A 25,123-nucleotide genomic window follows, 5' to 3' on the forward strand; every position below is an offset into this window, starting at 1 on the left:
CCTTTGATAGTCAGATGCCTTGCCCGAGCAGGCGCGGCGCGTGGACGGCGCAACAGGCCCGGCCGAAATCGACGAGCTCGAAGCCGGGCAACAGGCGCGATGTCGCCCGCAGGTGGTCGCTCGTGACGCGAAGCGCGCGCGTCAGCGTGTCGAACCGCTTGTCCGACCGGTCCTGCGCCCCGCGGCAGGCCGTCGCCGCGGCGCAGGCTTCCATGAGCGTCTCGGCGGCACCACGCATATGATGATAGTGGTGCGCGGCCGGCTCCGGCGCCTGCAAGGCTCGAACGGCTTCGGCCGCGTGCACGACAGCTTGCCTCGCGCCGGACAAGGCACCTTCGGCCAGCGCCGCCTGACGGCGCGACGTCAGCAGGAGCAGCGCGTAGCCGGACAGCTGGGTCAGGGTCTGACTGATCAATTGCTGCGCGTCACGCGCGGCATCGGCATAGTGCAGCAGCGACTGCTCCGTCACGCCGGCGCAGGAATACACGCCCATTGCAAATCCTCCACGCCAGCTCCGCAGCGTCCTCCTCCTCGGGCATTACCCGATTTTGATATCGGTAACAACAGATTTGCTCCACGCGAGGCCAACGGCTTGTTTGTTAGACGAGGGAATGGTTTGATGCGCGCCGGCCGGACCGAGCGATAACAAAGATGCCAAGGCGATCATCTCAGAACACAGAGAGGCGCAACGGAAGCGCCCGAATGCGTGACGTCGCGGTTCGCGCCGGTGTCTCCACCATGACCGTCTCACGGGTCTTGAACGAGCCCGGCAAAGTATCAGAGGAGATGCGCGAACGCGTGCTGACCGCGGTTCGCGAGATCGGCTACCTGCCGAACCACCTGGCGGGCAGCCTGTCCTCGAATCGTTCGACGACCATCGGGCTGATCGTCCCCAGCATCGACAATTCGATCTACACTCAGACGGTCAAGGGCCTGTCGGAGGTGCTGAAGCGCTCCGGCTTCCAATTGATGATCGCAGAATCGGGCTATGATCCCAATGAGGAAGAGGAACTCATCACCGTCTTCCTCAGCCACCGGGTCGGTGGGCTCGTGCTGCACAGCACGGAGCATACGCCTCAGGCCATCGAGAAGATCCGCAAGTCGGGCATTCCGGTGGTCGAGAACGGGAACATCCCCAAAGAACCGCTCGACATGGTCGTAAGCTATTCAAATCGCGATGCTTCTTACGCAATGACCATGCATCTCGGCAGGCTCGGCTATCGCAAGATCGCCTTCGCCAGCCTGTATTCCGTGCATAACGATCGCTCCCAGGACCGCCTGAAAGGATATTTGGCGGCGCTCAAGCAATTGGGCCACGATCCCGACCCGCGCATGGTGCTGGAGACGGGACGCGGCCTTGCCGCCGGCGCCGAGGTCGTGGCGCGGGTGATGCAGAGCGTGCCGGAGGTCGACGCGCTTTTCTGCGCCGGCGAAGTTCTGGCCGCCGGCGCGCTGTTCGAGTGCCAGCGCCGCAACTGGGCGGTGCCCAGCCGCATCGCGCTCGCCAGTTTCGACGACGTCGACCTGTTGCGGCATGTCAGCCCTTCCATCACCACCTTGCGGCTGCCGCGCTACGACATCGGCGAGCGGACGGCGCGAATTCTTTTGAGCCGCATCATCGACGGCGCCGATCACCTGCGCGGCAGCGTCGTCGACCTTAAGTTCGAAGTCATCCAGCGCGAGAGCACCTGACCCGCCTGGGACCGGAACTGCAACACTGCTCCCGCTTTTCTGCGATTGCATTTTGTTACCGGTACCAATATAAAGCCGAGACCTGCATGGCAGTCGCGTGCCTAGCGGGCGTCCGAAGGAACGAGGGGTCTTGGCAATGCTCACAAAGTGGCGGAACAGGATTTGAGCTTGTCGAAGGAAGCTGAGGGGGCAGCGCCCTCCACCCGAGCGAAGCCGCTCAACGAATGCACCGCCTTGATCACGGGGTCCACCGCCGGTCTCGGGCAGGCGATGGCGGCAAGGCTTGCCGAGTCCGGATGCAGCGTCATGCTGCACGGGCTGGAAGATGCCGAGCAGATCGACGCGCAACGGGACGAGCTCGCCCGCAAAACGGGCGCCCGCGTCGCCTACCACAAGGCAGACCTCTCGACGCGGTCGGGGGTCGAGGGACTGATCAGCACCGCAATGTCGGTGCTCGGCCCGATCGACATCCTCGTCAACAATGCAGTCGTCCGGCACTTCGCGCCGGTCATGGATTTCCCTGCCGAGCAGTGGGACATTGCGCTGGCGGTCAACCTCTCCGCCGCGTTCCACGCCATCCGGCTTCTGCTGCCGAACATGCGCAGCCGGAATTTCGGCCGGATCTTCAACATCACCTCGGTCTATGGCATGCGCGGAACGACCGACCGCGTCGGCTATGTGACGACGAAGTCTGCTATCCTCGGCTTGACCCGCGCGGTGGCGCTGGAGAACCTGGATCGCGACGTGACCTGCCACAGCCTCTGTCCGGGATCGGTGCTCACGCCGGGCACGGAAGAACGGGTGGAGAGACTGATGGCGGAGCGCGGCATCGATCGGACGGCGGCCGAGCGGCTCTTTCTCGAAGGCAAGCAGCCAGGCGGCAACTTCGTCTCTGCCGGGAGCATCTCGGACCTGCTGGTCTTCCTGTGCGGCCCGATCGCCCGCGACATGACCGGGTCCGTGCTGCCGGTCGAAGCGGGCTGGTTGGCAAGTTGAGCCGGCGCTGAAAGAGACCGGCATTGCACACGCGAGAGTAATGTCTAGAGGAGCAATCCATGGACGAATTATACGAAGTCTACGCTATCCGTTACGGCCACCACGAGCGCAATGCGGCCGCGAATTTCATCGGCGGCGACCCGCATGACGGGCCCATGCCGCTCGACTATTTCGTCTGGACGATCGTCGGCAAATCGCGCACCTTCGTGTTCGACACGGGCTTCGACGCGAAAGTCGCGGACCGGCGCCAGCGTAATCTGCTGCGCCCGGTCGGCGAAGGGCTGAAGATGATCGGCGTCGATCCGGACAAGGTCGAGGACGTCATCATCTCGCATATGCATTTCGACCATGCTGGCAATCACGAGCTGTTCCCGAAGGCTCGCTATCACGTCCAGGACGTGGAGATGGCCTACTGCACGGGACGCTGCATGTGCCACAGCTATCTCAGGCATCCGTTCGACTATGAGGACGTGGCCAGCATGATCGGCAAGCTCTATGCTGGGCGCGTGACCTTCCATGACGGCGTCTCCGAGGTCGCTTCGAACCTCACCGTGCATCGTGTCGGCGGCCACTCAAAGGGGCTGCAGGTGATCCGGGTGAAGACGCAGCGCGGCTGGGTGGTGCTCGGGTCCGACGCATCGCATTTCTACGCCAATTTCGAGCAGAACCGGCCTTTCCCGGTGCTGGAGAGCGCAACCGACATGCTGGACGGCTACGCCACCATGAAGAAGCTCGCCAGCACGCCGAACCACATCATCCCGGGTCATGATCCCCTGGTCCTCACTCGCTATCCTGCCGCGCTGGCTGGCGTTGACGACATCGTGCGCCTCGACGTCGACCCGATCGCCGGAGCGCCGTGAGTGCCTTTTTGATCGGCGCCCCTGATAGTCGAAAGCCTTGGGGCGTTCGTCGCAAAATCGTATGGAGACGACAATGACTGATCTCAAGCTCGGGCTGGCTGGCGCCGGCAGGATGGGAACGCCGATGGCGAAGCGCCTGATGGCGGCAGGCTATAGCGTGTGCGTCTATGACACCAATGCCGGCGCCGTCGAGGCATTGGCCGCGCAGGGCGCCGGCAAGGCCGCGACACCCGCGGAGCTGGCGAAGCGCTGCGACGTGGTCCTGCTTTCGCTGCCGACGCCGGAGATCGTACAGGCCGTCTGCCTTGGCCAAGACGGGCTCACCTCCGCGAAGGGCGCGAGCATCGTCATCGACCTCTCGACCACGGGGCCGCGGACGGAGCGCCTTGTCGCGGAAGGCCTCAAGGTCGCCGGCGTCGCGTTGGCGGATTGCCCGGTGAGCGGCGGCGTGGGCGGCGCTGAAAAAGGCACGCTGGCAATGATGGCCGCCTGCGACGAGGCGACGATGCAAACGATCCGCCCGGTGCTCAAAACGCTTGGCAAGCCGGTCCATGTCGGCCTGGAGCCCGGCATGGGCCAGATGATCAAAGTGATCAACAATTTGATGTCGGTGACGGCTTTGTCGATCGCTTCCGAGGCGCTCGTGCTCGGCACCAAGGCCGGGCTCGATCCGGACGTCATGCTTGAGGTCATCAATTCGGGCAGCGGCAGTTCCAACGCGACATTGACCAAGATCCCGAAATTCATCCTTACCCGCGGCTTCGATTTCGGCTTCGCGATCGGGCTGTCAGCCAAGGACATTCGCCTCTGCCTCGAGGAGAGCGACGCGCTGGGCGTGCCGATGATCGTCGGCGGCGCGGTGCGGCAGTTGCTGACCGTGGCGAAGAGCGACCTCGGCGCGGATGCGGACCTGACCGAAATCATTAAGCCGATCGAGGGTTGGGCCGGCGTGACGGTGGCCGGTAAGAAGGCTCAAGCCTGACGCCGGCCGGAACGCATCTGATGAGCGCCAATTTCCCTCAAGCGATTGCTCCGGGCCTGTCGCGCAGGCTTGCCGCGTTCGTGCGCAATTCGCAATGGAACGACGTGCCGGAGCCGGTGCGCGAGCATGCGCTGCGCGCCCTCTTCAACGGCTTCGGGACCGCGCTTGGCGGTTCATCTGACCAGGCGATCCTGCGCCTTGCGGCGAGCCTCGCGCCCTTCTCCGCCGGAGAGATCGCGACCGTGATCGGTCACGGCGCAAAGCGCGATGCGCCGGCCGCTGCCTTTCTCAACGCGGCGTCGATGAACGTGTTCGATTTCGACGACACCCATCAAGGCACGATCATCCATCCGACCGCGCCCGTGGCACCCGTCGTCCTTGCCTTGGCCGAATTGCGGCCGGTCAGCGGGACCGAGCTCCTGCATGCCTTCGTGCTCGGCGTGGAGGTGACCTGCCGGATCGGCAACGCGATCTCGCCGAGCCACTACGATCGCGGCTGGCACATCACCTCGACCTGCGGAATCTTCGGCGCCGCGGTAGCCGCGGCGAAGCTGCTCGATCTGACTGAGGAGGAAATCCTCTGGGCCTTCGGCAACGCTTCGGCCCAGGCGTCGGGCCTCGTCGAGACACTGGGCTTCATGGCCAAGAGCGTCGGCGTCGGCACCGCCGCGCGCGGAGCCCTGCTCGCGGCGCTGATGGCGAAGGGCGGGGTCGAAGGACCGCCGATGCCCCTCGAAGGCCCGCGCGGTTTCCTCAAGGTGTTGTGCGACGCGCCGAAGCCTGAGCTGATCGAGCGCGAACTCGGCAGCGACTGGGAAAACCTGCGCAACATGCTCAAGCCATATCCCTGCGGCGTGGTGCTCAACCCCGTTGTCGACGCATGCCTTGACCTGCATCGGAAACCTGATTTCTCCGCCGATCTCGTCAGCGACATCACCGTGCGCGGCTGCCCTCTGCTCAAGGCCCGCGCCGACAGGCCCGATGTCACCACGGGCAGGGAAGCGCAGGTCAGCGCGCAGCATGCTGTCGCCGTCGCCCTGTTGCGCGGCACGGCCGGCGCCGCCGATTTCAGCGACGCGGCGGTGAACAATCCTGACGTGAAGGCATTGCGCGCCAAGGTGCGTCCGATCGAGACGGACGAAGCCATTCCGGTCGAGGCGGCCTATGTCTCCGTCCGCTGCAGTGATGGGGCGCATTTCGAGGTGCGCGAGCTGGCCGCCACGGGCAGTCCGGCACGACCGATGACGGACGCCGCGCTGCGCGATAAGTTCGCCGCCCTCGCCGAGTACGGCAGCCCGGCGATCGATGCCGGCGCGCTTGCCGATAGCCTGTGGGCGCTTCGCGACGTCAGCGACGTCGGTTCGATCATGGCGCTGGCCCGGCCGAAGGCATAGGCCGCACGCCGTCGTGGCCGACCTCAGCGATTGTGCTGCGGCGGCTTCCAGACATGGGTGGAGATGATGTCCCTCAGTTCCGTGCGCACGGCGCGGAACAGCGGCCGGAATGTCGAGGACATCGGTTTCTGCGACGAGGTCGCGAGGATCAGCTTGCGGGTGATCTGCGGGTCGAACGGCCAGACCTCGATACGGCCGGCTTCGGCAAGCAGGTGCACGGACGCATAGGGCAGGACCGTGTAGCCGCCGCCCTCCTCGACAAGCAGCAGCGTCGACGGCATCGCCTCCAATTCCATCTCGATGCGCGGATAGATGCCGTGTTCGGCGACGATGTTGTCGATCAGCCGGCGCAGACCATGCGGCCGGCTTGGCAGGATCATCGGCAGTTCCGCTAGCACGCCGAGGCCAACCGGACCGCGCGGCAGCAGAGGCTCGGGCAGCGCCGGGCCGATCAGGAAAAGCTCGTCATCGGCGAGCGGCTCAGTCAGCACAGAAGGGTGATTGGGCGAGTTGTAAAGCACCGCAGCGTCGATGCGGCCGGCGATCAGCCACTCCAGGATGTGGCCGCTGAAGCCTTCGATGACCTGCAGGGCGACGTTCGGGAACTCGTTCTTGATCTTCTTGACCAGCGGCACTGTCAGCACCGTCCCGACGGAGGGCGGAACGCCGAGCACCAACCTGCCGCGTGGCGAAGCCCTGAGATTGGACACGGCGTTCTGCGCGAGCCGCATGCGCTCGACGATCTCGTCGGCATGCGATTTCAGGAGCGCTCCGGCTTCGGTCAGCACCACGCCGCGACCGTTGCGGTGGAACAACTCGACGCCGAGCTCTTCCTCGAGCCCGCGGATATGGCGCGTGATCATCGGCTGGGTGACATTGAGGTCGAGGGCGGCTTTCGAAAAGCTGCCCGCCGAGCCGACCGCGATGAAGACCTGAAGCTGCTTCGTGTCCAACTCAAACCACCCAACCCGCCGCCGGGCGGTGCTTTGCCCGAAGCCTTTGACCCTACGTGCGGAACGGATATTTCAGGCCGCGCACGTTCAGGAACACGGCATAGACCGAAGTCGTCGCCGTGATGAAGAGCCGATTGTGCCGCGCACCGCCAAATGCGACGTTCGCCACCATTTCCGGCACCAGGATCTTGCCGATCAATTCACCAGCCGGCGTGTGGCACTGGACGCCGTCCCAGGCGCTGATCCAGAGGTTGCCGGCGATATCGACCCGGAACCCGTCCGGAATGCCCGGCGATATTTCGGCGAACACGCGCGAATTTACCAGCCTGTCTCCGGCAACGTCAAACGACCTGACGTGATGCGGCGCGCTGCGGTCGGTCAGATAGCCGGAATCGGCGATGTAGAGCGTCTTCTCGTCGGGCGAGAAGGCAAGCCCGTTGGGCATCGAGAAATCGTCGGCGACAACGGTGATGCGACCGGATTGCGGATCGATGCGGTAGACGCGGCAACCGGGCTGCTCCTGGTCGGCCCGGCGCCCGACATAGTCGGAGATGATGCCGTAATTCGGATCGGTGAACCAGACGCTGCCATCCGACTTCACCACCACGTCGTTCGGCGAGTTGAGCCGCCTTCCCTCAAAGGCGTCCGCAAGCACGGTGATCGAGCCGTCCCATTCGGTGCGCACGACGCGGCGTTCGCCCTGCATGCAGGTGACCAGCCTCCCCTCACGGTCGCGCGTGCTGCCGTTGGGGTTGGCGACATTGCCGCGGAACAGCGAAACCGCGCCCGTCTCCTCGTCCCAGCGCAGCATGCGATCGTTCGGGATATCGCTCCAGACCAGCGTGCGCAGGTCGGCGAAATAGACCGGTCCTTCCGCCCAGCGGTTGCCGGTGTGCAGCGTTTCGAGGAAGGCGACCGGATCGATAAGGTCGCCGAAGCGCGGGTCGATGATCTCGTAGCAGGACATCGGTGGTTCTCGCTTATGGGCGGATGGCGGGGGTCTGGCTTGGCACACCGGACGGTGGAACCGTCCGGCGTGCCAATCTTCAGCGCTGGACGAACGGCGCCGGAATGGAGTTCCCGGCGTCGATCCAGACGCTCTTTTCCTGGAGATATTCGTAGATGGCGGTACGGCCGTTCTCTCGGCCGAAGCCCGACTGCTTGTAGCCGCCGAAGGGCGAAAGATAGCTAGTGGCGCGGTACATGTTGACCCAGACGATGCCCGCCTCCAACCGATCCGGCAGCCGGATGCCGCGGCCTATGTCCTGCGTCCACAATCCGGCGGCGAGGCCGTAGATGCTGTCATTGGCGATGGCGACGGCTTCGTCCTCGTCCTCGAACGGGATGATCGAAAGGACCGGTCCGAACACCTCTTCCTGGGCGATGCGCATCGACTGACTGACATTGCCGAAGATGGTCGGCTCGACGAACCAGCCATCGGCGATCGCCTTGTTCTCGGGCACCTTGCCGCCGAGCAGCTGCAAAGCGCCCTCGTCCCGCGCGATGCCGATATAGTCGAGGACCTTCTTGCGCTGGGGAAGCGTCGTGATCGGGCCGACCTGCGTGTCCGGATCGAGCGGGTCGCCGATCCTCGCGGTTTTCGCAAATGCGACCAGCTTTTCGACCACCTCATCGTAGACGGAGCGCTGCACCAGCGCGCGCGAGCCGGCGATGCAGGTCTGTCCGGTCGCCGCGAAGATGCCCGAGACCAGCCCGGGGATCGCGGCCTCCAGCTTGGCGTCGGCGAAGACGATGTTCGCCGACTTGCCGCCAAGCTCCAGCGTCACCTTCTTCAGGCCACCGGCCGCTGCCTGGTAGACACGCCGGCCGGTGGCATCGCCGCCGGTGAAGGCGACTTTCGCCACCCTCGGATGCGTGACCATGCGGTCGCCGATCTCGTGGCCGAAGCCGGTTATGATGTTGACGACGCCTTTCGGGAAACCCGCCTTCTCGAACAGCCTGCCGAAGAAGAGCGCCGAGACCGACGAGAATTCCGAAGGCTTCCAAACCACCGTGTTGCCGGCGGCGAGCGCCGGCGCCAGCTTCCACGTCGCCAGCATCAATGGCGAGTTCCATGGCGTGATCGCCGTCACGACGCCGAGAGGCTCGAGCTTGGTGTAGTTGAAGACGCCGGGCTTATCGATCGGGATGACGCGTCCTTCGATCTTGTCGGCCAGTCCGCCGAAGAAGCGAAACCATTGCGGGATGTATTTGCACTGCATCCGCATTTCATTGATGAGCTTGCCGTTGTCCCGTGTCTCGAGGACGGCGAGGTTTTCCGCCTCCTCGGCGACGAGGTCGGCAAAGCGCGCCATGATCTGGCCGCGCGCACTCGCCGTCATCGACCGCCATTCCCCCCGGAAGGCCTGTGAGGCGGCCTCGACGGCCGCATCGACATCGGCAACGCCGGCGCGCGGAACAAGCGCCCAGGCCTTGCCGGTGAAGGGATCGAAGGACTCGAAATACTCGCCCGACGCCGCGGCGGCCCAACGGCCGCCGATCAACATGGCAAGCTTGTCCTCGGCGAGCGGCGGACGCTGGATCATGCGCCGATTTCCTGCAGGGCCTCGCGGGCGTTGCGGAAGGCGTCGACGCCGGCCGGCACGCCGGCATAGATGGCGACCTGCAGCAGCACCTCGCGAATCTCGTCCTTGGTGACGCCGTTGCGGATCGCGCCCTTGACGTGCATTTTCAATTCGTGCGGCCGGTTGAGCGAAGCCAGCATCGCCAGGTTCAGCATGCTGCGCGTCTTGCGGTCGAGCGTCTCGCGGCCCCATACGGCGCCCCAGCAATATTCGGTCACCAGTTCCTGCATCGGACGATTGAAATCGTCGGCGCTGGCGAAGGATTTCTCCACGAACTCGGCTCCGAGCACCGCCTTGCGGATTTCGAAGCCCTTGTCGAACACGTCCTTACCCATCGGGTTATTCCTTTCTGCTTAGGAGGGATCAGAGGCCGGGTGTTGGCCGGTATTTGCGACCGCGCGCCAGCACATGGCCAAGCGAGCCGTCGGTGAGGTAGATCTGGGTGGCCTTGGAATCGTACTGCACGCTTTCCTGGCCGGGATAGCCGAGCAGCTCGCGCACGCGCGGGTTCATGTAGTAGGTGCAAATCGCGATCGTCGTGACGGCAGAGAAGGCGGCGCCGTCTTCCTTGTTGAGCCTTTCGAGATGCGCTTCGGCGCTCAATGCGGGATCGGCGTCGAGCGCACGATAAAATCCTTCCTTGAGATCGACGCGAAAATCGAGTGCCTTTTCGGCGTCGGCGAAGCTGCAGACGGAACCGAACGCCGGCATTGTGCCGTGGGCCGGGATGAGGAAGTCCGCAAGAGCGAGGAAAGTCTGGTCTTTGCTCATCTCAGGCGACCTTCTGGTTGCGACGTTCCGCAATCATGCGACGTGTGTTGCGCAACGCCACCGCCATGATCGTCGCAGTCGGGTTTGTCGCCCCCGAGGTCGGGAAGGTCGAGGCGTCCATGATGTAGAGATTGGGCACGTCATGGCAGGCACCCCACTGGTCAACCACCGAGCGCTTGGGGTCGTCGCCCATGACGGTCGTACCGATCAGGTGCCAGCCGGACTCGCGCACCGGCGTGGAAACGAGCGTCTCGATGGCGCCGGCGGCGCGCACCGATTCTAGGCAGCGGTCGATGTTGAACTGGAGTAGGCGGTTCGAGTTCTCGTTGACCTTGTAGATGATCTGCGGCGCCGGCAGGCCGTCGGAGTCGACGACATCCTTCGACAGCACCACCTGGTTCTCCTCTTCCGGCAGGTCCTCGCCGACAATGCCCCAGATCAGCGAATGACCGAAGCGGCGGGCGACATTCTCGTGCAGGTTGGCGCCCCAGAAATCCTGGAAGCGGCCTTCCTCGGCGACATAGACCTTGGAGCCGATGGCGCCCGACACTCCGACCGGGCCGCCGGACGGCATGCAGTTCCATTTCGATCCGCGCACGAAGCCGCGCCGCTCGTCGGTCTCGTAGAATTCGAGCGAATAGACCTGCTGGCCGAACGGACCGCGCCAGGAGTCCAGCGGATCTTCGTAGGAGGCAAGGATGCTGGCAAAGGGGTGCATCATCAGCCGCTTGCCAACCATGCCCGAAGAGTTGGCCAGCCCGTCCGGGTGTTTCGCTCCGCCCGACATCAACAGCAGCCGTGGTGTGCCGACGCCATTGGCGCACAGGATGACGACCTTGGCGCGCTGGCGCCGGTCGCGGCCATTAGCGTCGACATAGACGACGCCGGTGGCGAGCCCCTGCTCGTTGGTCTCGACCTCCTTGACGCGCGCGCGGGTAACGAGCCGGGCTCCGGCCTTCAAGGCAAGCGGCCAGTGCGAGCGGTCGGTGGTCGACTTCGCGCCTTCGGGGCAGCCAGTGAGACAGGTGCCGCGCCGCACGCAGGCGTTCAACTCGCCGAACTTCTCGGACGGTATTGCGTTGCTCCCCGGCCACCAGTGCCACCCCATCCGCTCCATGCCGAGCGCGCCGCGCAGACCCACCGAGCCGATCGGCAGCGCCGGGAAAGGATATGGTCCCCGCGGCGGAAAGGCCGGGTCGCCGGCAAGGCCGGACACTCCGACCTCGCGCTCGATCTCAAGCTGGTACGGCAGAAGATCCTCATAAGAAAACGGCCAGTCCTCGGCCACGCCGTCGAGCGAGCGGACGCGGAAATCCGAGGGTAGGAAATGCATCCATTGCGCGCCGTAGAGCGTGGCGCTGCCGCCGACGCCGGCAAACATCAGCGGATTGATGTCCGTGGTCGAGGTGTCGACCGGATAGTCTTTCGGGTTGTCGCGCACATTGGGGTTGGGATGCCAGAGCTTGGTGCTGACCAGCTCGTGCTCGGGCCGCGCGCCGGTATAGTCGTTGTATTCGGGCCATTCGCCCTGCTCCAGCACGACCACGGAGAAACCGGCACGCGCGAGATGGAGCGCCGCGACCGAGCCGGAAGGCCCGGCGCCGACGATGGCGACATCCACTTCCTCGTCGCGTCGCGCGCGGGCGCCGCGTTCGCTCAGGCTCTCGACATTCATTTGCTACCTCCCTCGGTGGCTGGCGACCGGCTCATGCGAGCCTTGTGCGGTAGAACGCAGCCGCGCCTATGATGATAATGCCCTTGATGATGAGCTGCATCTCGATCGGAAAGCCCAGCAAAAGTACCAGATTGTTGATGACGACCAGGACCGCGACACCGACCAGCGCGGCAAAGATGTTGCCGCGTCCGCCCGTCAGCGCCACGCCGCCCATGACCGCCGCCACGATTGAGTCGAGCTCGTAGCCCTGGCCGACCCAGTTGGAGACCGTCCCGACATAGCCGAGCAGGAACAGCCCACCTATGCCGGCGCAGACCGAGCAGATGACGTAGCAGAAGATGATGACGCGATCGGGCGCGACGCCGTTGAGGAACGCCGCCTTGGGATTGCTGCCCACCATGAATATCTTGCGCCCGAGACGCGATCGGTGGAGCACGACACCGAAAACGATGGCCAGCAACGCCAGGGTGATGAGGTTGACCGGGATGCCGAGGATGCGGCCGGACGCGAGAAAGCCCATGCCCGGCGGCAGCGTGCTGATTGGCGCGCCGCCCGTATAGGCAAAGCGGACGCCCTGCAGGATGATCATCATGGCGAGCGTGGCAAGGAACGGACTGACGTTGCGCTTGGCGACCAGCCAGCCGTTGACGAGGCCGACGACGGCGGAGAAGGCGACCGCCGCCACGAAGATCAGAGGGATCGCGTCATTGGTCGTCGCCTTGAAGGCGGTTGCAAGCACGGCCACCGTCGCCATCAGCGAGGCCACCGACAGGTCAAGTCCGCGCACCAGGATGACGAAGGTCTGGCCGACCACCACCATGCCGAGCGGGGCCGCGATGGTGAGCACGTTGACCAGGTTGGCTGGCTGCAGGAAAGTGGGCGAGAGCGCTGCCGCGACCAGCAGCAGCGCGAGGAGGAAGACGATCAATCCATAGCGCTCGAAAACCGAGGCGACGGACACGCCTCGCGACCGGGGCAGCGGCGTCTCCAGCGGTGCCATCACTGCCTCCGCCTCGTGGTGTGGATGCTGACGGCGATGATGATGATCAGGCCCTGGATCACCCACTGGTAATAGGAAGACACGTTGAGGAAGTTGAGCAAGTTGTTGAGCATCGTCACCAGGAGCACGCCGAGCAGCGTGCCGAGGACGCCGCCGCGCCCGCCGGCGAGAACCGTGCCGCCGACGACCACCGGCGTGATCGATTGCAGCGTCAAGGCGGCGCCGATGCGCGGGTCGCCGACACCGGTGCGGGCGGTGAGGAAGATCGCCGCCAGCCCGGCGCACAGGCCGGACAGCGCATAGGCCATCACCACGATGCGGCTCACCGGCAGGCCGTTCAGCCGCGCCGCCTCGCGGTCGCCGCCGACGAAATAGATGCTGCGGCCCGAGCGCGAGCGCTGCAGCCAGAGCCCGGCAAGCGCGAAGACCGCCACAAGGACGATCGCCGTCACCGGGATGCCCCACAGCTTGGCGTAGGAAAAGTCGGCTAGCCCACGCGGGACCGATCCGCCCGGCTCCTTGTTGTACATCAGCGTGCCGCCAAAGATGATCGACGACATGCCGAGCGTCACGATCAGCGGATGGACGCGCAGCACGATGGTGAGAAGGCCGTTGAGCGCGCCGATCGCCGTCGCGGCGATCAGGGCGAGCGGCAGAGCAAGCCAGAGCAAGTCCGGCCGCCATTCGAGGAAATGCGCGATGAAGACGGTCGATGCGCTGACCAGCGAGCCGACCGCAAGATCGATGCCGCCGAGCAGCACTACGAATGTCTGGCCGAGGCTGACCATGCCCAGCACGACAAGTTGCTGGAATAGGTTGCCGAAATTGCGCCAGGTGAGGAACCGATCGGACAGGAAGCCACCCGCCACAACGAGCAGGATGAGCAACGCCACCACGATGACATAGGACAACGAGAGCCGGTTGCGGCGGAACTCGGCACCGACAGCGCTCATGCGACCTGCTCCAGCCGCACCGCCTTGCCCTCGCGCCGGTCGACCGAGCGCACCGCGAGATCCATGATCGCCTCCTCGGTGGCGGACGCGCCATCGATCTCGCCCGCGACATGGCCCTGCGACATCACGAAGATGCGATCCGACAGACCGATGATCTCCGGCAGCTCGGAGCTGATCATGAGGATGCCCACACCCTGCTCCGCCAGGCTGCGGACGATACGGTAGATCTCGACCTTGGCGCCGATGTCAACGCCGCGCGTCGGCTCGTCGAGGATGAGAAGCTTTCGGGCAATGCGCGACCAGCGGCCGAAAAGCACCTTCTGCTGGTTGCCGCCGGAAAGATTACCGACCTTGACCTCCGGCGAAGGCGCGGCCACGGCGAAGTTGCTTATTTGCTCTAGCGCGATGTCGCGCTCGCCGCGCCGGTCGATCAGCCCTCGTCTGGTGACGCCTGCCAGATCGGGCGCCATGACATTTGCGGAAATCGGCAGGCCGAGGAAGAGCCCCTCGTCCTTGCGGTTCTCGGTGAGGAAGCCAAGGCCGTTGCGGATTGCCTCGCGCGGCATGCGACGGTCGAACGGCTTACCATCGAACTCGATCGTGCCGCCGTCGAGGTCGCGCACACCGAAGATGACCTCTGCAACTTCCGTGCGGCCGGAGCCGACCATGCCGGCGATGCCGACGACCTCGCCCGGCTTGACCGCGATGCTGACATCGCGCACGCGATGACCGGCGCGAAGGTTGCTGACCTTGAGGATGTCCGGCCCGCTGGCTGGCGCCTTGCGACGTGCCGGATAGATCTGCTCGAGGCGGCGTCCGACCATCTTGGTGATCATCTCATCGCGTGTCAGGTCGCCGACAGGACCAGTACCCGCCACTTGTCCATCCTTCAGGATCGTTACGCGGTCGGCGATCTCGAAGATCTCTTCCAGCCGGTGCGAGACATAGACGATGCCAACGCCTTCGCGCTTCAGGCGCCGCATGTTGTCGAACAGGAGATCGACCTCGTGGCCGGAGATCACGGCCGTCGGCTCGTCGAGCACGAGGAGCCTCACCTCGCCGACCAGCGCCTTGGCGATCTCGACCATCTGCTGGTCGGCAAGCGGCAATTCGTCGATCTTGGCATGGGTAGAGATCTTCACGCCGAGCTGCGACAGGATCTCGGCTGCCCGCGCATGGCGGGCACGGCCCGAGATCAACCCCAGGCCGTTGCGCGGCTGCGCGTCGACCAGGATGTTCTCGGCGACGGAAAGCTCGGGAAACAGAGCGAGCTCCTGATGGATGACGTGGATGCCCGCCGCGCGCGCCCGCTTGGGCGACTGCCAGGAAACCAGCTTGCCCAGATAAGTCATGTTGCCGCCATTCGGTTTGATGGCGCCGCCCATGACGCGGATGAGCGTGGATTTTCCCGCGCCGTTTTCGCCGAGAAGGGCATGGATCTCACCCGGACGAACGGCAAAATCCACCTTGTCCAGGGGTTTTACGCCCGGATACTCCTTCTCGATGCGACTGAGCTCGATGACGGGAGTGACCATTTATCCGATGCTCGAAATTCCGGTTACACCAGGGTGTGCGTCCAAAGGAACGCACACCCTGGCCAGGCTGGGAGGCTTACTTCGGATAATCGGGCTTGAACGTGCTCGGATTGTAACCGGCCGGCAAGCCGTTGCTCGGCGACAGGTCGCCCGGGTCACTCATGCTGACATGGTCGAGAAGATGGCGGTCGCCCTTGACCGAAACCGTGTCGGCTCCGGGCGAGGTCACCACATTGAAACTGACCTCGACCTTCTCGGGAACGGGGATGCCCTTCATGACGTCGAGCACGGTCTCGATGCCGGTGATGCCCATCGAGGTCGGATAGTCGATGCCGACCATCTTGATGTTGTGCTGCGAGGCCAGCTGATACATCAAGGCGATGTCGCCGCCGGTCATCGGCGGAATTTCGCCGTCCTTGTAGCCGGCTGCGAGGAAAGCCTGGATGGCGCCGGAGCCCTGCAGCGCGCTGTCGGCCAGCACGCCGTTGATCTCCTTGCCGTGCTTCTGGATGAGCGCGGCCATCACCGATTTGCCGGTCGCGGGGTTCCAGTCGCAATATTGCTTCTCCAGCACCTTGATGCCGGGGAACTTCCCGAACACCTCCTCATTCGCCTTGATACGGATTTCAGCGACGCTCGAGCCGGCGATGCCGGGCAGCATGACGATGTTGCCCTTTCCGCCGAGCGTCTCGCACAGCCACAGGGCTTCGAGGCGACCGAGCGCCCAGTCCGAGGCGGTGATGTAGGTGATGTAGTTGCTTGCCGTCTTCACCTTGCGGTCGACCATGATGACGGGAATGCCCTGCTCCATGGCGCGGCCGACGACGGAGTCCAACGCGTCTTCCGTCGCGGCGGCGATCAGCAAGACGTCGACCCCCTGGCTGATCAGGTCCTGGATGTCGGCGATCTGCTTGGAGGGATCGTCATTGGCGTCGGTCGCCAGAAGATGCGCAATCTCGTCGCGATGCTGGCCGGCCGCCCAGAACACGCCGTGCTGGAAGGCCACGCGCCAGGCATTGGATATCGAGGCGTTGGAGAAGCCGATCGTATAGGGCCCCTCTTTCTTCCACTTCGAAGTGTCGACCATCGAGTTGGCGTTCGGATTCCAGATCCAGGTTCGCGGCACGCCGTAATAGCCCGGCTTGGCTTCCTCCGCCGCGGCAGGGGCAGTCGCGCCAAGTCCCAGGGCCGAAACCGCGCCGGCGGCCGCCATAGCGGCAGGCGCTTTGCGGATCAGGCTCGCTCGCGATATCTTTTGATCGAAGATACTCTTTATAGTCATACTTTCCTCCTCCTGGGCACCTTTTCGGATGCCGATTGTTCCTACCCCAAGTAAAAACTGGATAATTTATGGTATATTTCGCAACTTATATCGAAAAAATACAAAGCGCTCGGCCACAGCCGATTGCCCAAGCCTCCCAACGCTTCGAATTAGCGGACGCATCGTCGCGAAGGTCAATCACCTGAGTTGTAATAGCTGCTATTACGATTTTCTCGATTGGGCCCAGCAACGGTTGCGATCTAATGGGCCGCAGGTACCGGGAGGGTTGAGGTACACCCGGGGAGGATCGACGTTTGAAAATTCTCGTTGTGCTGCGAATGATTCCGGATTCCGCGGGCGAGCTCGAACTGACGGGCGACGGACGCGGCATCGACCGCGAATGGCTGGATTTCCAGCTCAATGATTTCGACGACCATGCGCTCGAAGAGGCGATCCTTTTGAAGGAAGCGTCCGGCGCGACGGTCGTGGCTGTCGCCATTGGCGAGGGCAGCAACCGTGTGCTGCAGATGGCGGTCGCCCGTGGCGCGGACGAGGCGGTTGCGCTCGAAGCTGAAGGCGATGGCATGATCGACTCGCGCGCGATTGCCGGTTCGATCGTCGCGCTCGCCCGCTCGAAGGCAGCCGATCTCGTCCTGTGCGGCGTCCAGTCGACCGAGGATCTGTTCGGCCAGCTCGTACCCTATGCCGGCGCCCTGCTCGGTTGGCCGCATGTCTCCGGCTCCAGCCGGATCAGCATCGAGGGGTCGGCCCTACGCCTGACACAGGAGCGCGGCGGCGGCATCGCCGCGACATACGAGATCGCGCTGCCGGCGGTGATCGGCGTGCAGACCGCTTCCAAGGCGCCGCGCTATGTTTCGGGCAGCAAGCTGCGAGAGGCTTCGAAGACGGCCATAGGCAAGGCGCCGTCCGAACCTGCCGGGTTCGAACGGTCGGCCGAGATCGTCGCGCTGAGAATGCCTGGCCAGCGCGGCACCGGCGAAAACCTGGGAGACAATCCCGAAAATGTCGCCGAAAGGCTGGCCAGCATCCTGGCGGCCAAAGGTTTTGCGGGGGTTTGAACGATGCGAATTGTCGCCTGCACGGAAGGCTCATTCGGCAAGGTCGAGCCCTTTTCGCTGGAAATGATCACGGCGGCCCGCGCGGCCGGCTCGGCCGCCGACGAGGTCGTCGCTTTCTTCGCCGGGCAGGATCCGGAACCCGCCATCGCCAATCTCGGCGCCGCCAACAGGCTCGTCGCGGCGACAGCGAGCGGCTCTCAGCTTATCGCCGCCGAATCCTACGCGCGGCTGTTGGCAAATGCTGTCGCCGCCGAAGAGCCCGGCCTGGTGCTGGTGCCTTATTCCGCCAATGGACTCGACGTCGCCTGCGATCTCGCGGCGCGCACGGGTTGGCCGCTGGTCTCCTATGTCAACGAAATTAACCGCGACGGAGACCGGCTAGCCGTTATCGCGCAGGTCTATGGCGGCAAGATCCTCGCCGAATGCAGCGTGCCCCTGCCGGCCATTTTGATGGTCAATCCCGGCGCCTTTGCGGAGGCCGAACGGCGCGCGGTTGATGCATCCAGGGTGCAGCATTCTGACGCCACGGCCGTCGTGGCCGAAGGCAAGGTCCGGCTCGTCGGCGTCGATGTTCCCAGCTATGAAAGCGTCGACCTCACGACGGCCGAGCGGATCGTCTGCGTCGGTCGCGGCATCGGTGACGAGGCCAGCATCGATGTAGCGCGCGGTCTCGCGGATATTCTGGGCGCGGAGATCGCCGGTAGCCGCCCGGTGGTGGACAGCGGCTGGCTGCCGAAGGTGCGGCAGGTCGGCAAGTCCGGCCAGAAGGTCAAGCCGAAACTCTATTTGGCGCTTGGCGTTTCCGGCGCGCCTGAACACCTCGAAGGCATGTCGAAGTCCGACCTTATCATCGCCGTGAATACCGACCCCAAGGCGCCGATCTTCAACGTCGCCCATTTCGGCGCGACCTGCGACCTGTTCGATCTTGTCGCCAATCTTAGCGAGCGGCTGCAGGCAGCGTCCGGCCGTTGATATGAGCGAAACGCCAATTCTATGGACCGTCACGCTGGCGGCCGTCGCGCTCACGGCTTGGCGTTCCCGCCGCTACATCGCCGCGCTGGCGCAGGCGCCGGGCGCCAGCCGTTTCGACCAACCCTGGCGCCGCCTTGAAGGCGTCGCCATCGCGATCGGCCTGCATCGCAAGATGCTTCGCAAGCCGCTGTCGGGGGTCCTGCACGCGCTGATCTTCGTTTCGTTCTTTGTCCTGTTCACCGTCACGGTCGAGGCGTTCGGCTCACGCCTATTTCCCGGCTTTTCGCTCGCGCCAGTTGGCGGCGACAGCTGGATCGCCTTGCTCCAGGATTCGTTCGCGGTGCTGATGCTGCTGGGTCTCGGCCTGGCCGTGTATCAGCGCTATGTGCTGAAGCCGCCGAGATTCAAGGGATCGAGTGGATCGGATGCGGCGATCATCTATGTGCTCATCCTGCTCATCGTATCATCCCTGCTGATCGAGGCCGGAGCACGGATCGTCGGCGGCGCCGACGGCTCATGGCGGCCGGTCGCGTCGCTTATAGCCGATCTGCTCCGTGCGTTGAGCGTTCCCGCCGATCCGGCGGAGCGGATCGCCTATTGGGTCCATATCTGCGCCATCCTCGCCTTCCTGATCTATATTCCAGGCTCGAAGCATCGGCACATGTTCCTGGCCGCGCCGAACATCTATTTTCGCAACCTCGAACCGGCCGGGACCGCGCCCGCCGTGCCTCCCGATCGCGAGAGTCCGGGCGTGGCTTCGCTCGCCCAGTTCGACTGGAAGCAGCAGCTCGACCTCTTGTCCTGCACCGAGTGCGGACGCTGCCAGGCGGTCTGCCCGGCCTATGCCTCGGGGTTGCCTCTCAGCCCGAAGATGCTGATCACCGATATGCGCGACGCGCTGGCAAACGACGCGTCAACTCCTCTGGTCGGCGGCGTGATCGCCGAGGAGACGCTCTGGGCCTGCATGACCTGCCGCGCCTGCATGGAGGCCTGTCCGGTCGAGATCGAGCATTTGCCCAAGATCATCGACATGCGGCGACATGTTGTCGACGAAGGCCACGTCAGCCCCATGCTCCAGGACGCGCTGACCAACCTCACCCGGCTCGGGAATTCGATGGGCAAGCCGTCCAAGATGCGCGCGCGCTGGACCAAGGAGCTCGGCTTCACGGTCAAGGACGCGCGCAGCGAACCGGTCGACGTGTTATGGTTCGTCGGCGACTACGCATCCTACGACCCGCGCGTCCAGGACGTGACCCGCAAGGTCGCCGAGCTTTTCACCGCCGCCGGCGTCGATTTCGGCATTCTCTTCGATGCCGAGCGCAACAGCGGCAACGACGTGAGGCGCGCCGGTGAGGAAGGCCTGTTCGAAACGCTTGCCCAATCCAACATCGACGCGATCCGCGCCTGCAGCTTCAACCGCATCGTCACCACGGATCCGCACAGCCTCAACGCGCTGAAGAACGACTACCGCCATTTTGGCGGCGCGTTCGAGGTGCTTCACTACACGGCGCTGCTTGCCGAACTGGTGGCGGCGGGCAGGCTTGATATCGCCCCGGCCGACGGCGCCACGGTGACCTATCACGATCCCTGCTATCTCGGCCGCTACAATGGCGGCTTCGATGCGCCCCGCGACCTGATCAGGGCAGCAGGCTATACACTGCACGACATGCCGCGCTGCCGCGAGAATTCCTTCTGCTGTGGCGCCGGCGGCGGCCGCATCTGGCAGGGCGACGACGGGGTCAAGGAACGCCCCAGCGAAAACCGCATCCGCGAGGCGCTTGGCCTCAACGTTGAGATCTTTGTCGTCGCCTGTCCCAAGGACAAGGTCATGTACACGGCCGCCACCGACGCGCTTGGCGTGGCAAGCAGTTTGAGGATCCTCGACGTGGCCGAACTGATCAACCTGCGCGAGGCATCTCGTGCCTGACGGTTTTCTGGTTTGCTGGCGGAGCCGGCATTCCGGCACCGCTCGATGCCGGAGACGGGAAGTGCCGCGTAGTCGGGATGAACTTTGGGCAAGTCTGCTAGCTGTGTGGCTCACAACGTTCGCTTTCAGGCTGCGGGGAACTGAGCCTAACATCAGTAGGAGGCGCAAAGCGGTCATCCGTGGCTGTGTAACAAACTGGGTAACCAGACATAAGAAAATTCCAGCAATTTCAATGATTTAATCAGGAATTCGAAAGACGCTCTCTCCGCCATCGCAACATCGTAGGGTCAAGGCCGGATACGCTCGAATTCGAGGGCAAATAAGAGTTCGTCCTGTCGGGGGGATCGGCGGTAGCGAACCTCCGACTCGAACCCCGAGGTACATTGAGGATGGTCAGACGATCCCGTTCATACGCCTCGACCGCAATTCGCCGCACCGTTCAACTAGCTCTCTTCCGGACGTCGTTTACACGATCTAGATCCTACTCGCTGCACAGAAGTCCACGCCTAAACGCGCGGGCGATGCAGGCGAGCGAGGTCATGAAAAGCGACTCCCTCTCCTACCCTCCTCGCGGCCTCTCACGCGAAGAAGCCGCCCGATATGTTGGCGTGGGCATAACCAAATTCGACCAGATGGTTGCTGACCGCCGCATGCCGAAGCCGAAGAAAGTTGACGGTCGCGTGATTTGGGATCGGCTCAAACTCGAAGCGGCCTTTGGCGAACTACCTGGAGACGATGAAGAAAATATCGTCGACTTCCTGTTGCAAGGAAATCATCGCAGGGAATAGATTCATTCTGCCATGACCGACAAATATCCCGGCCTCTCCTCCTACACCGACCGCCATGGCAAAGTTCGCTGGCGCTATCGGACGAAGGAGCGCGTGGTTAGTCTGCCGGCCCCCAATCAGCCGGGATTCAAGCAGGCCTACCAGGCAGCAGTCGAGGGCCGGAAAGTCCCAAAGGCTCCTGTGATCCGTATGCCTGGAGCCGCGCTGCCCGGCACATTCGGAGCTGCCTTCCAACGGTTGAAGATTTCGGTCAAGTGGCTGGCGCTAGACGAAGCCAGCAAGCGCAAGAACACGCAGCTGATTGAAGAGTTCCTAGAACTCCGGGTGGTCGCAGATCACCCGCTCATATGGCGGGATGTACCGGTAAAAAACCTCCGACGTATCCATATTGAAGAGCTTCTTGGCCGCTTCATCGCCACGCCCCACAAGGCCAAGCATCTGCTGGTAGGCATACGCAAGCTGGTCTATGTCGCGCTGCGGCAAGATTGGATCGAAATCGATCCCACAACGGCGGTCGAATGGCGGCCCGCCTATGCCGGCTGGAAAGCCTGGTCGCGCGAAGCGATGGCGCAATTCGAAAACCGCTGGCAGCTCGGCACCGCAGCACGCACTTGCTATGGTTTGGCGCTATGGCTCGGCAACCGCCGCGGCGATGTCGCGGGCCTGCGCTGGGATCAGAGGGTCGCCCGCCGTGTCTTCATCGATGGCGTCGAGCGCCACTTCGACGGGTTTGATATCGTTCAAGCCAAGAACAAGGGACGAACTGGCGGCAAGCGGCTTTTCGTGCCGATCACACCGATGTTGTCTGAGATCCTGGATGCGGCCGACAGGCGCGGCGAGACCGTTCTGGTCAATCGCTATGGCGAGCCGTTCTCCGCCAAGTCGCTGACTGGCATGATGGCGCATTGGTGCAAGCTTGCCGGTCTGCCAAAGGGCTTGACCCTGCATGGCTTGCGGAAGTCGCTTGGCGTCTATCTAGCCGAAGCGGAAGCATCAACCAGGCAGCTGATGGACGTGCTCGGTCACGACGACATCGATCATGCGGAGCTCTATTCGCGCGAGGCGTCGCAAGTTCGGCTGGCGGTCCAAGGGATGGATCGAGTCGTGCGCCTGGTGACGCGCAAACCGATGCTTGGCGAACCTATTGGCGAACCTCGTGACGAACCACCCTATAAACCATTGATAAATAACGATAATGGTGGGCCCGGAGGGACTCGAACCCCCAACCAAGCGGTTATGAGCCGCCGGCTCTAACCATTGAGCTACAGGCCCCACGCGGGCTGGCTTAGTGTTTTTCTTGTCGTCGCACAAGGCTTTCGAAAGCTCTGGCGCAAAAGGCCAAAATCAGCCCATATTCGCGCCGTAGAGCGGCCTGCGCCCATATGGCGCGAGAAAGGTCCAGCCCTTGCACCGCGCTGCAGGAATCGGCGCCCTTTGCGGGTCGAGGCAGATGCGGCACGGGGGGGGCGGACCACAGACTTCGAGGAGTTTCATGACCAGACAACTTTTGCCCATCGCGCTCGCTGCCGCGGTCGCGTTCCCGGCGCTGGCGAGCGCCGCCGACATCCAGCCTCCGCCACGCATCATCGTGTCCGGCGAAGGCGAAGCGACCGTGGCGCCGGACATGGCGATCCTTTCGCTCAGCGTGATGCGCGAGGCCAAGAGCGCGCGCGAAGCGCTCGACGCCAACAACGACGCCATGGCGGCGGTGATCGCGGCGATGAAATCCGCCGGCATTGCAGAACGCGACCTGCAGACCGCCGGCATCCAGATCAACCCGCGCTACAACTACACCAACAAGGCCGACGGCAGCCAGGAAGCCGAGCTCGTCGCCTATCAGGTGACCAACACGCTGTCGGTGCGCGTGCGCGACGTCGACAAGACCGGCGAGATTCTGGACAAGGCGGTGTCGCTCGGCGTCAACCAGGGCGGCGGCATTGCTTTTACCAACGATAATCCGAAGGCCACGATCACCGAGGCGCGCAAGAAGGCCGTCGCCGACGCGATGGCCAAGGCAAAGACCCTCGCCGAAGCGGCGGGCGTCAGTCTGGGCAAGGTGCTCGAGATCGCCGACCAGAATGTCGCGCCGGTGCCGATGCCGATGGCGGCCAAGTCGTTCGATGCGGCCCGTTCGGCCGTCCCCGTGCAGGCCGGCGAGAATTCCTACAACGTCCAGGTCACGGTCACCTTCGAGCTGAGGTGACATCCGGCCCAGCCGCGGACATGCCGTTAGAGCAATTCCAAGAAAAGTGTGAGCGGTTTTCCGTCCGGAATTGCGTCAAAACAAAGAGATAGAGCGGTTCGCCGTTTCCGTGAAACGGTGAAACGCTCTAGCAAAACGCCCCGCAGGATCATCCTGCGGGGCGTTTTCGAGCCGCGCCTCATCTTGAGGGGCTCAGCTACTCATAGGCGATCCTCGCAGAGGATCGTCCGCATAGGCGATCCTCGAACGGGATCGCCCTTTCAGCCTCAGCGATAGATGATCGGGCAGCCGCGCTCGTTGGCGAACACCACCACGACACGGTCGCCATACTGGCGGCCTGCCACCTTCACGGTACGGCGGCTGATGTCGACGATGCGGGCGCGGTGCAGACCCATGCGCTCGGCCTTGTCGAGGGCGCGGTCCGGCGAACAGCCGCGCCAGTCGCGGTCGCGGCGCCAGTCGCGGCGATAACCGTCATCGTCGCCGGTGTAGATGCCGAAACGCGGGTCGTGCCTGTCCCCAAAACCGAGATAGAGGCTGTCCGCATGCGCCGGAATGGCCGTCAAAGTGCCAAGCCCGACAAGGGCCGAAAGGGCTGCCGTCCTGATCGTGTTGAACATCGTCTTCTCTCCTTATTGTGGGCTGTCGCCCGTAGAACCGATGACTGGAAAATGCCTTTTTGCATCTGAACCTTCCGCGAACCGGCCATTCATGTCCGGTTCATATAAGCGCCAACCCGCCAGGGTTCGTCGCTCTGCCAAAACCGCGAATCCCTTAGGCGCGAACCCGCCACGGTTCGTCGCTCGTAAGTGCTTAAAAGCGAGGCCCTTCAGGATTCTAAATGCGAACCCGCAGGGTTCGTCGTTCCTCGTCAAAAGCGCCTCGTCAGCGTTCGTCATCCAAGTGCGAACCCGTCAGGGTTCGTCATCATCTAGACGCGAACCCGTCAGGGTTCGTCGTCCAGACGCGAACTGCTAAGGTTCGTCGTCCAATATATAATCAAAATAATCGTCCGGGTCGGCCAGATCGGTTTCCTTGGCCTTCACCCGGCCCCGGATCGAGATGCCGGCCTCGTGCACGGTCTCAGCGCTTCCCGAAACAAGTCTGTGCCACCAGTAGAGATCATGGCCCTCGGCGATAAGCCGGTAGGCGCAGGTTTTTGGCAGCCAGGTGATGGTGCGTACATTCTGTGGCGTCAGGCCGACGCAATCGGGCACCCGCGCCAGGCGGTTTGCATAGTCGGAGCAGCGGCAGTTCTCGGCGTCGAACAGCCTGCAGCCCACGCTTGTCCAGAAGATCTCGCCCGTATCCTCATCCTCGAGCTTCGACAGGCAGCATTTGCCGCAGCCGTCGCAAAGCGATTCCCATTCGGCCGGGGTCATCGCCTCAAGCGTCTTGGTTTTCCAGAATGGCGCGGTCATTTGGCTGGATTTGGCCCTCTGCGGTCTTCCGGTCAAGCGCTGTGTGGCGGCGACCCAGTATCAACATTAGAAAAAC

Annotated in this window: 24 protein-coding genes, 1 tRNA gene and 1 pseudogene; 11 read left to right on the plus strand and 15 right to left on the minus strand. The window is 63.8% G+C overall.

What is annotated here, in order from left to right; translation table 11 throughout:
* Positions 1 to 10: 10 nt before the first annotated feature.
* A complete protein-coding gene (locus LB515_RS05570) occupies positions 11 to 493 on the minus strand; it encodes a hypothetical protein (protein WP_224707027.1) in 483 nt (160 codons plus the stop codon).
* Between the two features lie 209 nt (positions 494 to 702).
* Here LB515_RS05570 and LB515_RS05575 point away from each other — a divergent pair, with 209 nt between their 5' ends.
* The 5 genes from LB515_RS05575 to LB515_RS05595 all read left to right on the plus strand — a co-directional run bounded on the left by LB515_RS05575 (position 703) and on the right by LB515_RS05595 (position 5,924).
* The gene (locus LB515_RS05575) at positions 703 to 1,692 is read left to right on the plus strand and encodes a LacI family DNA-binding transcriptional regulator (protein WP_224707028.1); all 990 of its coding nucleotides are present in this window, start codon (positions 703 to 705) and stop codon (positions 1,690 to 1,692) included.
* Between the two features lie 147 nt (positions 1,693 to 1,839).
* Positions 1,840 to 2,688: an SDR family NAD(P)-dependent oxidoreductase gene (locus LB515_RS05580; RefSeq protein ID WP_224707029.1), complete on the plus strand. Its 849-nt coding sequence runs from the start codon at positions 1,840 to 1,842 to the stop codon at positions 2,686 to 2,688.
* Positions 2,689 to 2,747: 59 nt separating this feature from the next.
* Entirely contained in the window at positions 2,748 to 3,548 is an 801-nt protein-coding gene (locus tag LB515_RS05585; RefSeq protein ID WP_224707030.1) for an N-acyl homoserine lactonase family protein, read from the plus strand.
* Positions 3,549 to 3,609: 61 nt separating this feature from the next.
* Complete coding sequence (locus LB515_RS05590; protein ID WP_224707031.1) at positions 3,610 to 4,530, plus strand: NAD(P)-dependent oxidoreductase; 921 nt, start codon at positions 3,610 to 3,612, stop codon at positions 4,528 to 4,530.
* Between the two features lie 20 nt (positions 4,531 to 4,550).
* Positions 4,551 to 5,924: an MmgE/PrpD family protein gene (locus tag LB515_RS05595; RefSeq protein WP_224707032.1), complete on the plus strand. Its 1,374-nt coding sequence runs from the start codon at positions 4,551 to 4,553 to the stop codon at positions 5,922 to 5,924.
* 23 nt (positions 5,925 to 5,947) lie between these two features.
* Here LB515_RS05595 and LB515_RS05600 read toward each other — a convergent pair whose 3' ends face one another.
* The 10 genes from LB515_RS05600 to LB515_RS05645 form a co-directional block, all read right to left on the minus strand.
* Entirely contained in the window at positions 5,948 to 6,877 is a 930-nt protein-coding gene (locus LB515_RS05600) for a LysR substrate-binding domain-containing protein (protein WP_126081366.1), read from the minus strand.
* Between the two features lie 52 nt (positions 6,878 to 6,929).
* Positions 6,930 to 7,844, minus strand: a complete 915-nt coding sequence (locus LB515_RS05605; protein ID WP_224707033.1) for an SMP-30/gluconolactonase/LRE family protein — start codon at positions 7,842 to 7,844, stop codon at positions 6,930 to 6,932.
* Positions 7,845 to 7,923: 79 nt separating this feature from the next.
* The gene (locus tag LB515_RS05610; RefSeq protein ID WP_224707034.1) at positions 7,924 to 9,423 is read right to left on the minus strand and encodes an aldehyde dehydrogenase; all 1,500 of its coding nucleotides are present in this window, start codon (positions 9,421 to 9,423) and stop codon (positions 7,924 to 7,926) included.
* Positions 9,420 to 9,797, minus strand: a complete 378-nt coding sequence (locus tag LB515_RS05615; RefSeq protein ID WP_224707035.1) for a carboxymuconolactone decarboxylase family protein — start codon at positions 9,795 to 9,797, stop codon at positions 9,420 to 9,422. Before LB515_RS05615 ends, LB515_RS05610 begins: the two co-directional genes overlap by 4 nt.
* 28 nt (positions 9,798 to 9,825) lie before the next feature.
* On the minus strand, positions 9,826 to 10,233 hold the full coding sequence (locus tag LB515_RS05620) for a hypothetical protein (RefSeq protein ID WP_224707036.1): 408 nt from the start codon (positions 10,231 to 10,233) through the stop codon (positions 9,826 to 9,828).
* Between the two features lies 1 nt (position 10,234).
* The gene (locus LB515_RS05625; protein WP_224707037.1) at positions 10,235 to 11,908 is read right to left on the minus strand and encodes a GMC family oxidoreductase; all 1,674 of its coding nucleotides are present in this window, start codon (positions 11,906 to 11,908) and stop codon (positions 10,235 to 10,237) included.
* 31 nt (positions 11,909 to 11,939) lie between these two features.
* Positions 11,940 to 12,908 carry an ABC transporter permease gene (locus LB515_RS05630; protein ID WP_224707038.1) on the minus strand — a complete coding sequence of 323 codons (969 nt, stop codon included), beginning with the start codon at positions 12,906 to 12,908 and terminating at the stop codon, positions 11,940 to 11,942.
* Complete coding sequence (locus tag LB515_RS05635; protein WP_224707039.1) at positions 12,908 to 13,861, minus strand: ABC transporter permease; 954 nt, start codon at positions 13,859 to 13,861, stop codon at positions 12,908 to 12,910. Before LB515_RS05635 ends, LB515_RS05630 begins: the two co-directional genes overlap by 1 nt.
* Complete coding sequence (locus LB515_RS05640; protein ID WP_224707040.1) at positions 13,858 to 15,396, minus strand: sugar ABC transporter ATP-binding protein; 1,539 nt, start codon at positions 15,394 to 15,396, stop codon at positions 13,858 to 13,860. Before LB515_RS05640 ends, LB515_RS05635 begins: the two co-directional genes overlap by 4 nt.
* Positions 15,397 to 15,472: 76 nt before the next feature.
* Positions 15,473 to 16,678: a substrate-binding domain-containing protein gene (locus LB515_RS05645; RefSeq protein ID WP_224707041.1), complete on the minus strand. Its 1,206-nt coding sequence runs from the start codon at positions 16,676 to 16,678 to the stop codon at positions 15,473 to 15,475.
* Between the two features lie 293 nt (positions 16,679 to 16,971).
* Here LB515_RS05645 and LB515_RS05650 point away from each other — a divergent pair, with 293 nt between their 5' ends.
* The 4 genes from LB515_RS05650 (at position 16,972) to LB515_RS05665 (ending at position 21,423) form a co-directional block, all read left to right on the plus strand.
* Positions 16,972 to 17,736: an electron transfer flavoprotein subunit beta/FixA family protein gene (locus LB515_RS05650; RefSeq protein WP_224707042.1), complete on the plus strand. Its 765-nt coding sequence runs from the start codon at positions 16,972 to 16,974 to the stop codon at positions 17,734 to 17,736.
* 3 nt (positions 17,737 to 17,739) lie between these two features.
* Complete coding sequence (locus LB515_RS05655) at positions 17,740 to 18,708, plus strand: electron transfer flavoprotein subunit alpha/FixB family protein (RefSeq protein ID WP_224707043.1); 969 nt, start codon at positions 17,740 to 17,742, stop codon at positions 18,706 to 18,708.
* Position 18,709: 1 nt separating this feature from the next.
* Positions 18,710 to 20,635, plus strand: coding sequence for a (Fe-S)-binding protein (locus tag LB515_RS05660; RefSeq protein WP_224707044.1), 1,926 nt, complete (start codon positions 18,710 to 18,712; stop codon positions 20,633 to 20,635).
* Between the two features lie 539 nt (positions 20,636 to 21,174).
* Complete coding sequence (locus LB515_RS05665; protein ID WP_082048681.1) at positions 21,175 to 21,423, plus strand: hypothetical protein; 249 nt, start codon at positions 21,175 to 21,177, stop codon at positions 21,421 to 21,423.
* Between the two features lie 312 nt (positions 21,424 to 21,735).
* Here LB515_RS05665 and LB515_RS05670 read toward each other — a convergent pair whose 3' ends face one another.
* Complete coding sequence (locus LB515_RS05670) at positions 21,736 to 21,906, minus strand: hypothetical protein (RefSeq protein ID WP_224707045.1); 171 nt, start codon at positions 21,904 to 21,906, stop codon at positions 21,736 to 21,738.
* Positions 21,907 to 21,987: 81 nt separating this feature from the next.
* On the opposite strand from LB515_RS05670, the pseudogene LB515_RS05675 reads away from it, so the two are divergent.
* A pseudogene (locus tag LB515_RS05675) lies at positions 21,988 to 22,428 on the plus strand (tyrosine-type recombinase/integrase); the annotation flags it as partial.
* Between the two features lie 191 nt (positions 22,429 to 22,619).
* Here LB515_RS05675 and LB515_RS05680 read toward each other — a convergent pair.
* Positions 22,620 to 22,695: transfer RNA gene (locus LB515_RS05680), tRNA-Ile, on the minus strand.
* 220 nt (positions 22,696 to 22,915) lie between these two features.
* On the opposite strand from LB515_RS05680, the gene LB515_RS05685 reads away from it, so the two are divergent.
* Complete coding sequence (locus tag LB515_RS05685) at positions 22,916 to 23,626, plus strand: SIMPL domain-containing protein (RefSeq protein ID WP_095766646.1); 711 nt, start codon at positions 22,916 to 22,918, stop codon at positions 23,624 to 23,626.
* A gap of 266 nt (positions 23,627 to 23,892) precedes the next feature.
* Here the strand turns inward: LB515_RS05685 and LB515_RS05690 are convergent, their stop codons facing one another.
* A complete protein-coding gene (locus tag LB515_RS05690) occupies positions 23,893 to 24,246 on the minus strand; it encodes a hypothetical protein (RefSeq protein WP_095766645.1) in 354 nt (117 codons plus the stop codon).
* Positions 24,247 to 24,600: 354 nt separating this feature from the next.
* A complete protein-coding gene (locus LB515_RS05695; RefSeq protein ID WP_095766643.1) occupies positions 24,601 to 25,047 on the minus strand; it encodes a YcgN family cysteine cluster protein in 447 nt (148 codons plus the stop codon).
* Between the last annotated feature and the right edge of the window lie 76 nt (positions 25,048 to 25,123).

Origin of the sequence: Mesorhizobium sp. CA15, from assembly GCF_020165215.1 — a bacterium.
In the GTDB taxonomy this organism is placed as follows: domain Bacteria; phylum Pseudomonadota; class Alphaproteobacteria; order Rhizobiales; family Rhizobiaceae; genus Mesorhizobium.

What these genes read in the sequence shown, in the direction of transcription:
- LB515_RS05655 (WP_224707043.1), top strand. Translation starts at nt 17,740, where the DNA reads ATGCGAATTGTCGCCTGCACGGAAGGCTCATTCGGCAAGGTCGAGCCC.
- LB515_RS05645 (WP_224707041.1), bottom strand. Translation starts at nt 16,678, where the DNA reads ATGACTATAAAGAGTATCTTCGATCAAAAGATATCGCGAGCGAGCCTG.
- LB515_RS05660 (WP_224707044.1), top strand. Translation starts at nt 18,710, where the DNA reads ATGAGCGAAACGCCAATTCTATGGACCGTCACGCTGGCGGCCGTCGCG.
- LB515_RS05570 (WP_224707027.1), bottom strand. Translation starts at nt 493, where the DNA reads ATGGGCGTGTATTCCTGCGCCGGCGTGACGGAGCAGTCGCTGCTGCAC.
- LB515_RS05615 (WP_224707035.1), bottom strand. Translation starts at nt 9,797, where the DNA reads ATGGGTAAGGACGTGTTCGACAAGGGCTTCGAAATCCGCAAGGCGGTG.
- LB515_RS05630 (WP_224707038.1), bottom strand. Translation starts at nt 12,908, where the DNA reads ATGGCACCGCTGGAGACGCCGCTGCCCCGGTCGCGAGGCGTGTCCGTC.
- LB515_RS05635 (WP_224707039.1), bottom strand. Translation starts at nt 13,861, where the DNA reads ATGAGCGCTGTCGGTGCCGAGTTCCGCCGCAACCGGCTCTCGTTGTCC.
- LB515_RS05575 (WP_224707028.1), top strand. Translation starts at nt 703, where the DNA reads ATGCGTGACGTCGCGGTTCGCGCCGGTGTCTCCACCATGACCGTCTCA.
- LB515_RS05585 (WP_224707030.1), top strand. Translation starts at nt 2,748, where the DNA reads ATGGACGAATTATACGAAGTCTACGCTATCCGTTACGGCCACCACGAG.
- LB515_RS05665 (WP_082048681.1), top strand. Translation starts at nt 21,175, where the DNA reads ATGAAAAGCGACTCCCTCTCCTACCCTCCTCGCGGCCTCTCACGCGAA.
- LB515_RS05640 (WP_224707040.1), bottom strand. Translation starts at nt 15,396, where the DNA reads ATGGTCACTCCCGTCATCGAGCTCAGTCGCATCGAGAAGGAGTATCCG.
- LB515_RS05620 (WP_224707036.1), bottom strand. Translation starts at nt 10,233, where the DNA reads ATGAGCAAAGACCAGACTTTCCTCGCTCTTGCGGACTTCCTCATCCCG.
- LB515_RS05595 (WP_224707032.1), top strand. Translation starts at nt 4,551, where the DNA reads ATGAGCGCCAATTTCCCTCAAGCGATTGCTCCGGGCCTGTCGCGCAGG.
- LB515_RS05590 (WP_224707031.1), top strand. Translation starts at nt 3,610, where the DNA reads ATGGAGACGACAATGACTGATCTCAAGCTCGGGCTGGCTGGCGCCGGC.
- LB515_RS05690 (WP_095766645.1), bottom strand. Translation starts at nt 24,246, where the DNA reads ATGTTCAACACGATCAGGACGGCAGCCCTTTCGGCCCTTGTCGGGCTT.
- LB515_RS05695 (WP_095766643.1), bottom strand. Translation starts at nt 25,047, where the DNA reads ATGACCGCGCCATTCTGGAAAACCAAGACGCTTGAGGCGATGACCCCG.
- LB515_RS05685 (WP_095766646.1), top strand. Translation starts at nt 22,916, where the DNA reads ATGACCAGACAACTTTTGCCCATCGCGCTCGCTGCCGCGGTCGCGTTC.
- LB515_RS05605 (WP_224707033.1), bottom strand. Translation starts at nt 7,844, where the DNA reads ATGTCCTGCTACGAGATCATCGACCCGCGCTTCGGCGACCTTATCGAT.
- LB515_RS05610 (WP_224707034.1), bottom strand. Translation starts at nt 9,423, where the DNA reads ATGATCCAGCGTCCGCCGCTCGCCGAGGACAAGCTTGCCATGTTGATC.
- LB515_RS05625 (WP_224707037.1), bottom strand. Translation starts at nt 11,908, where the DNA reads ATGAATGTCGAGAGCCTGAGCGAACGCGGCGCCCGCGCGCGACGCGAC.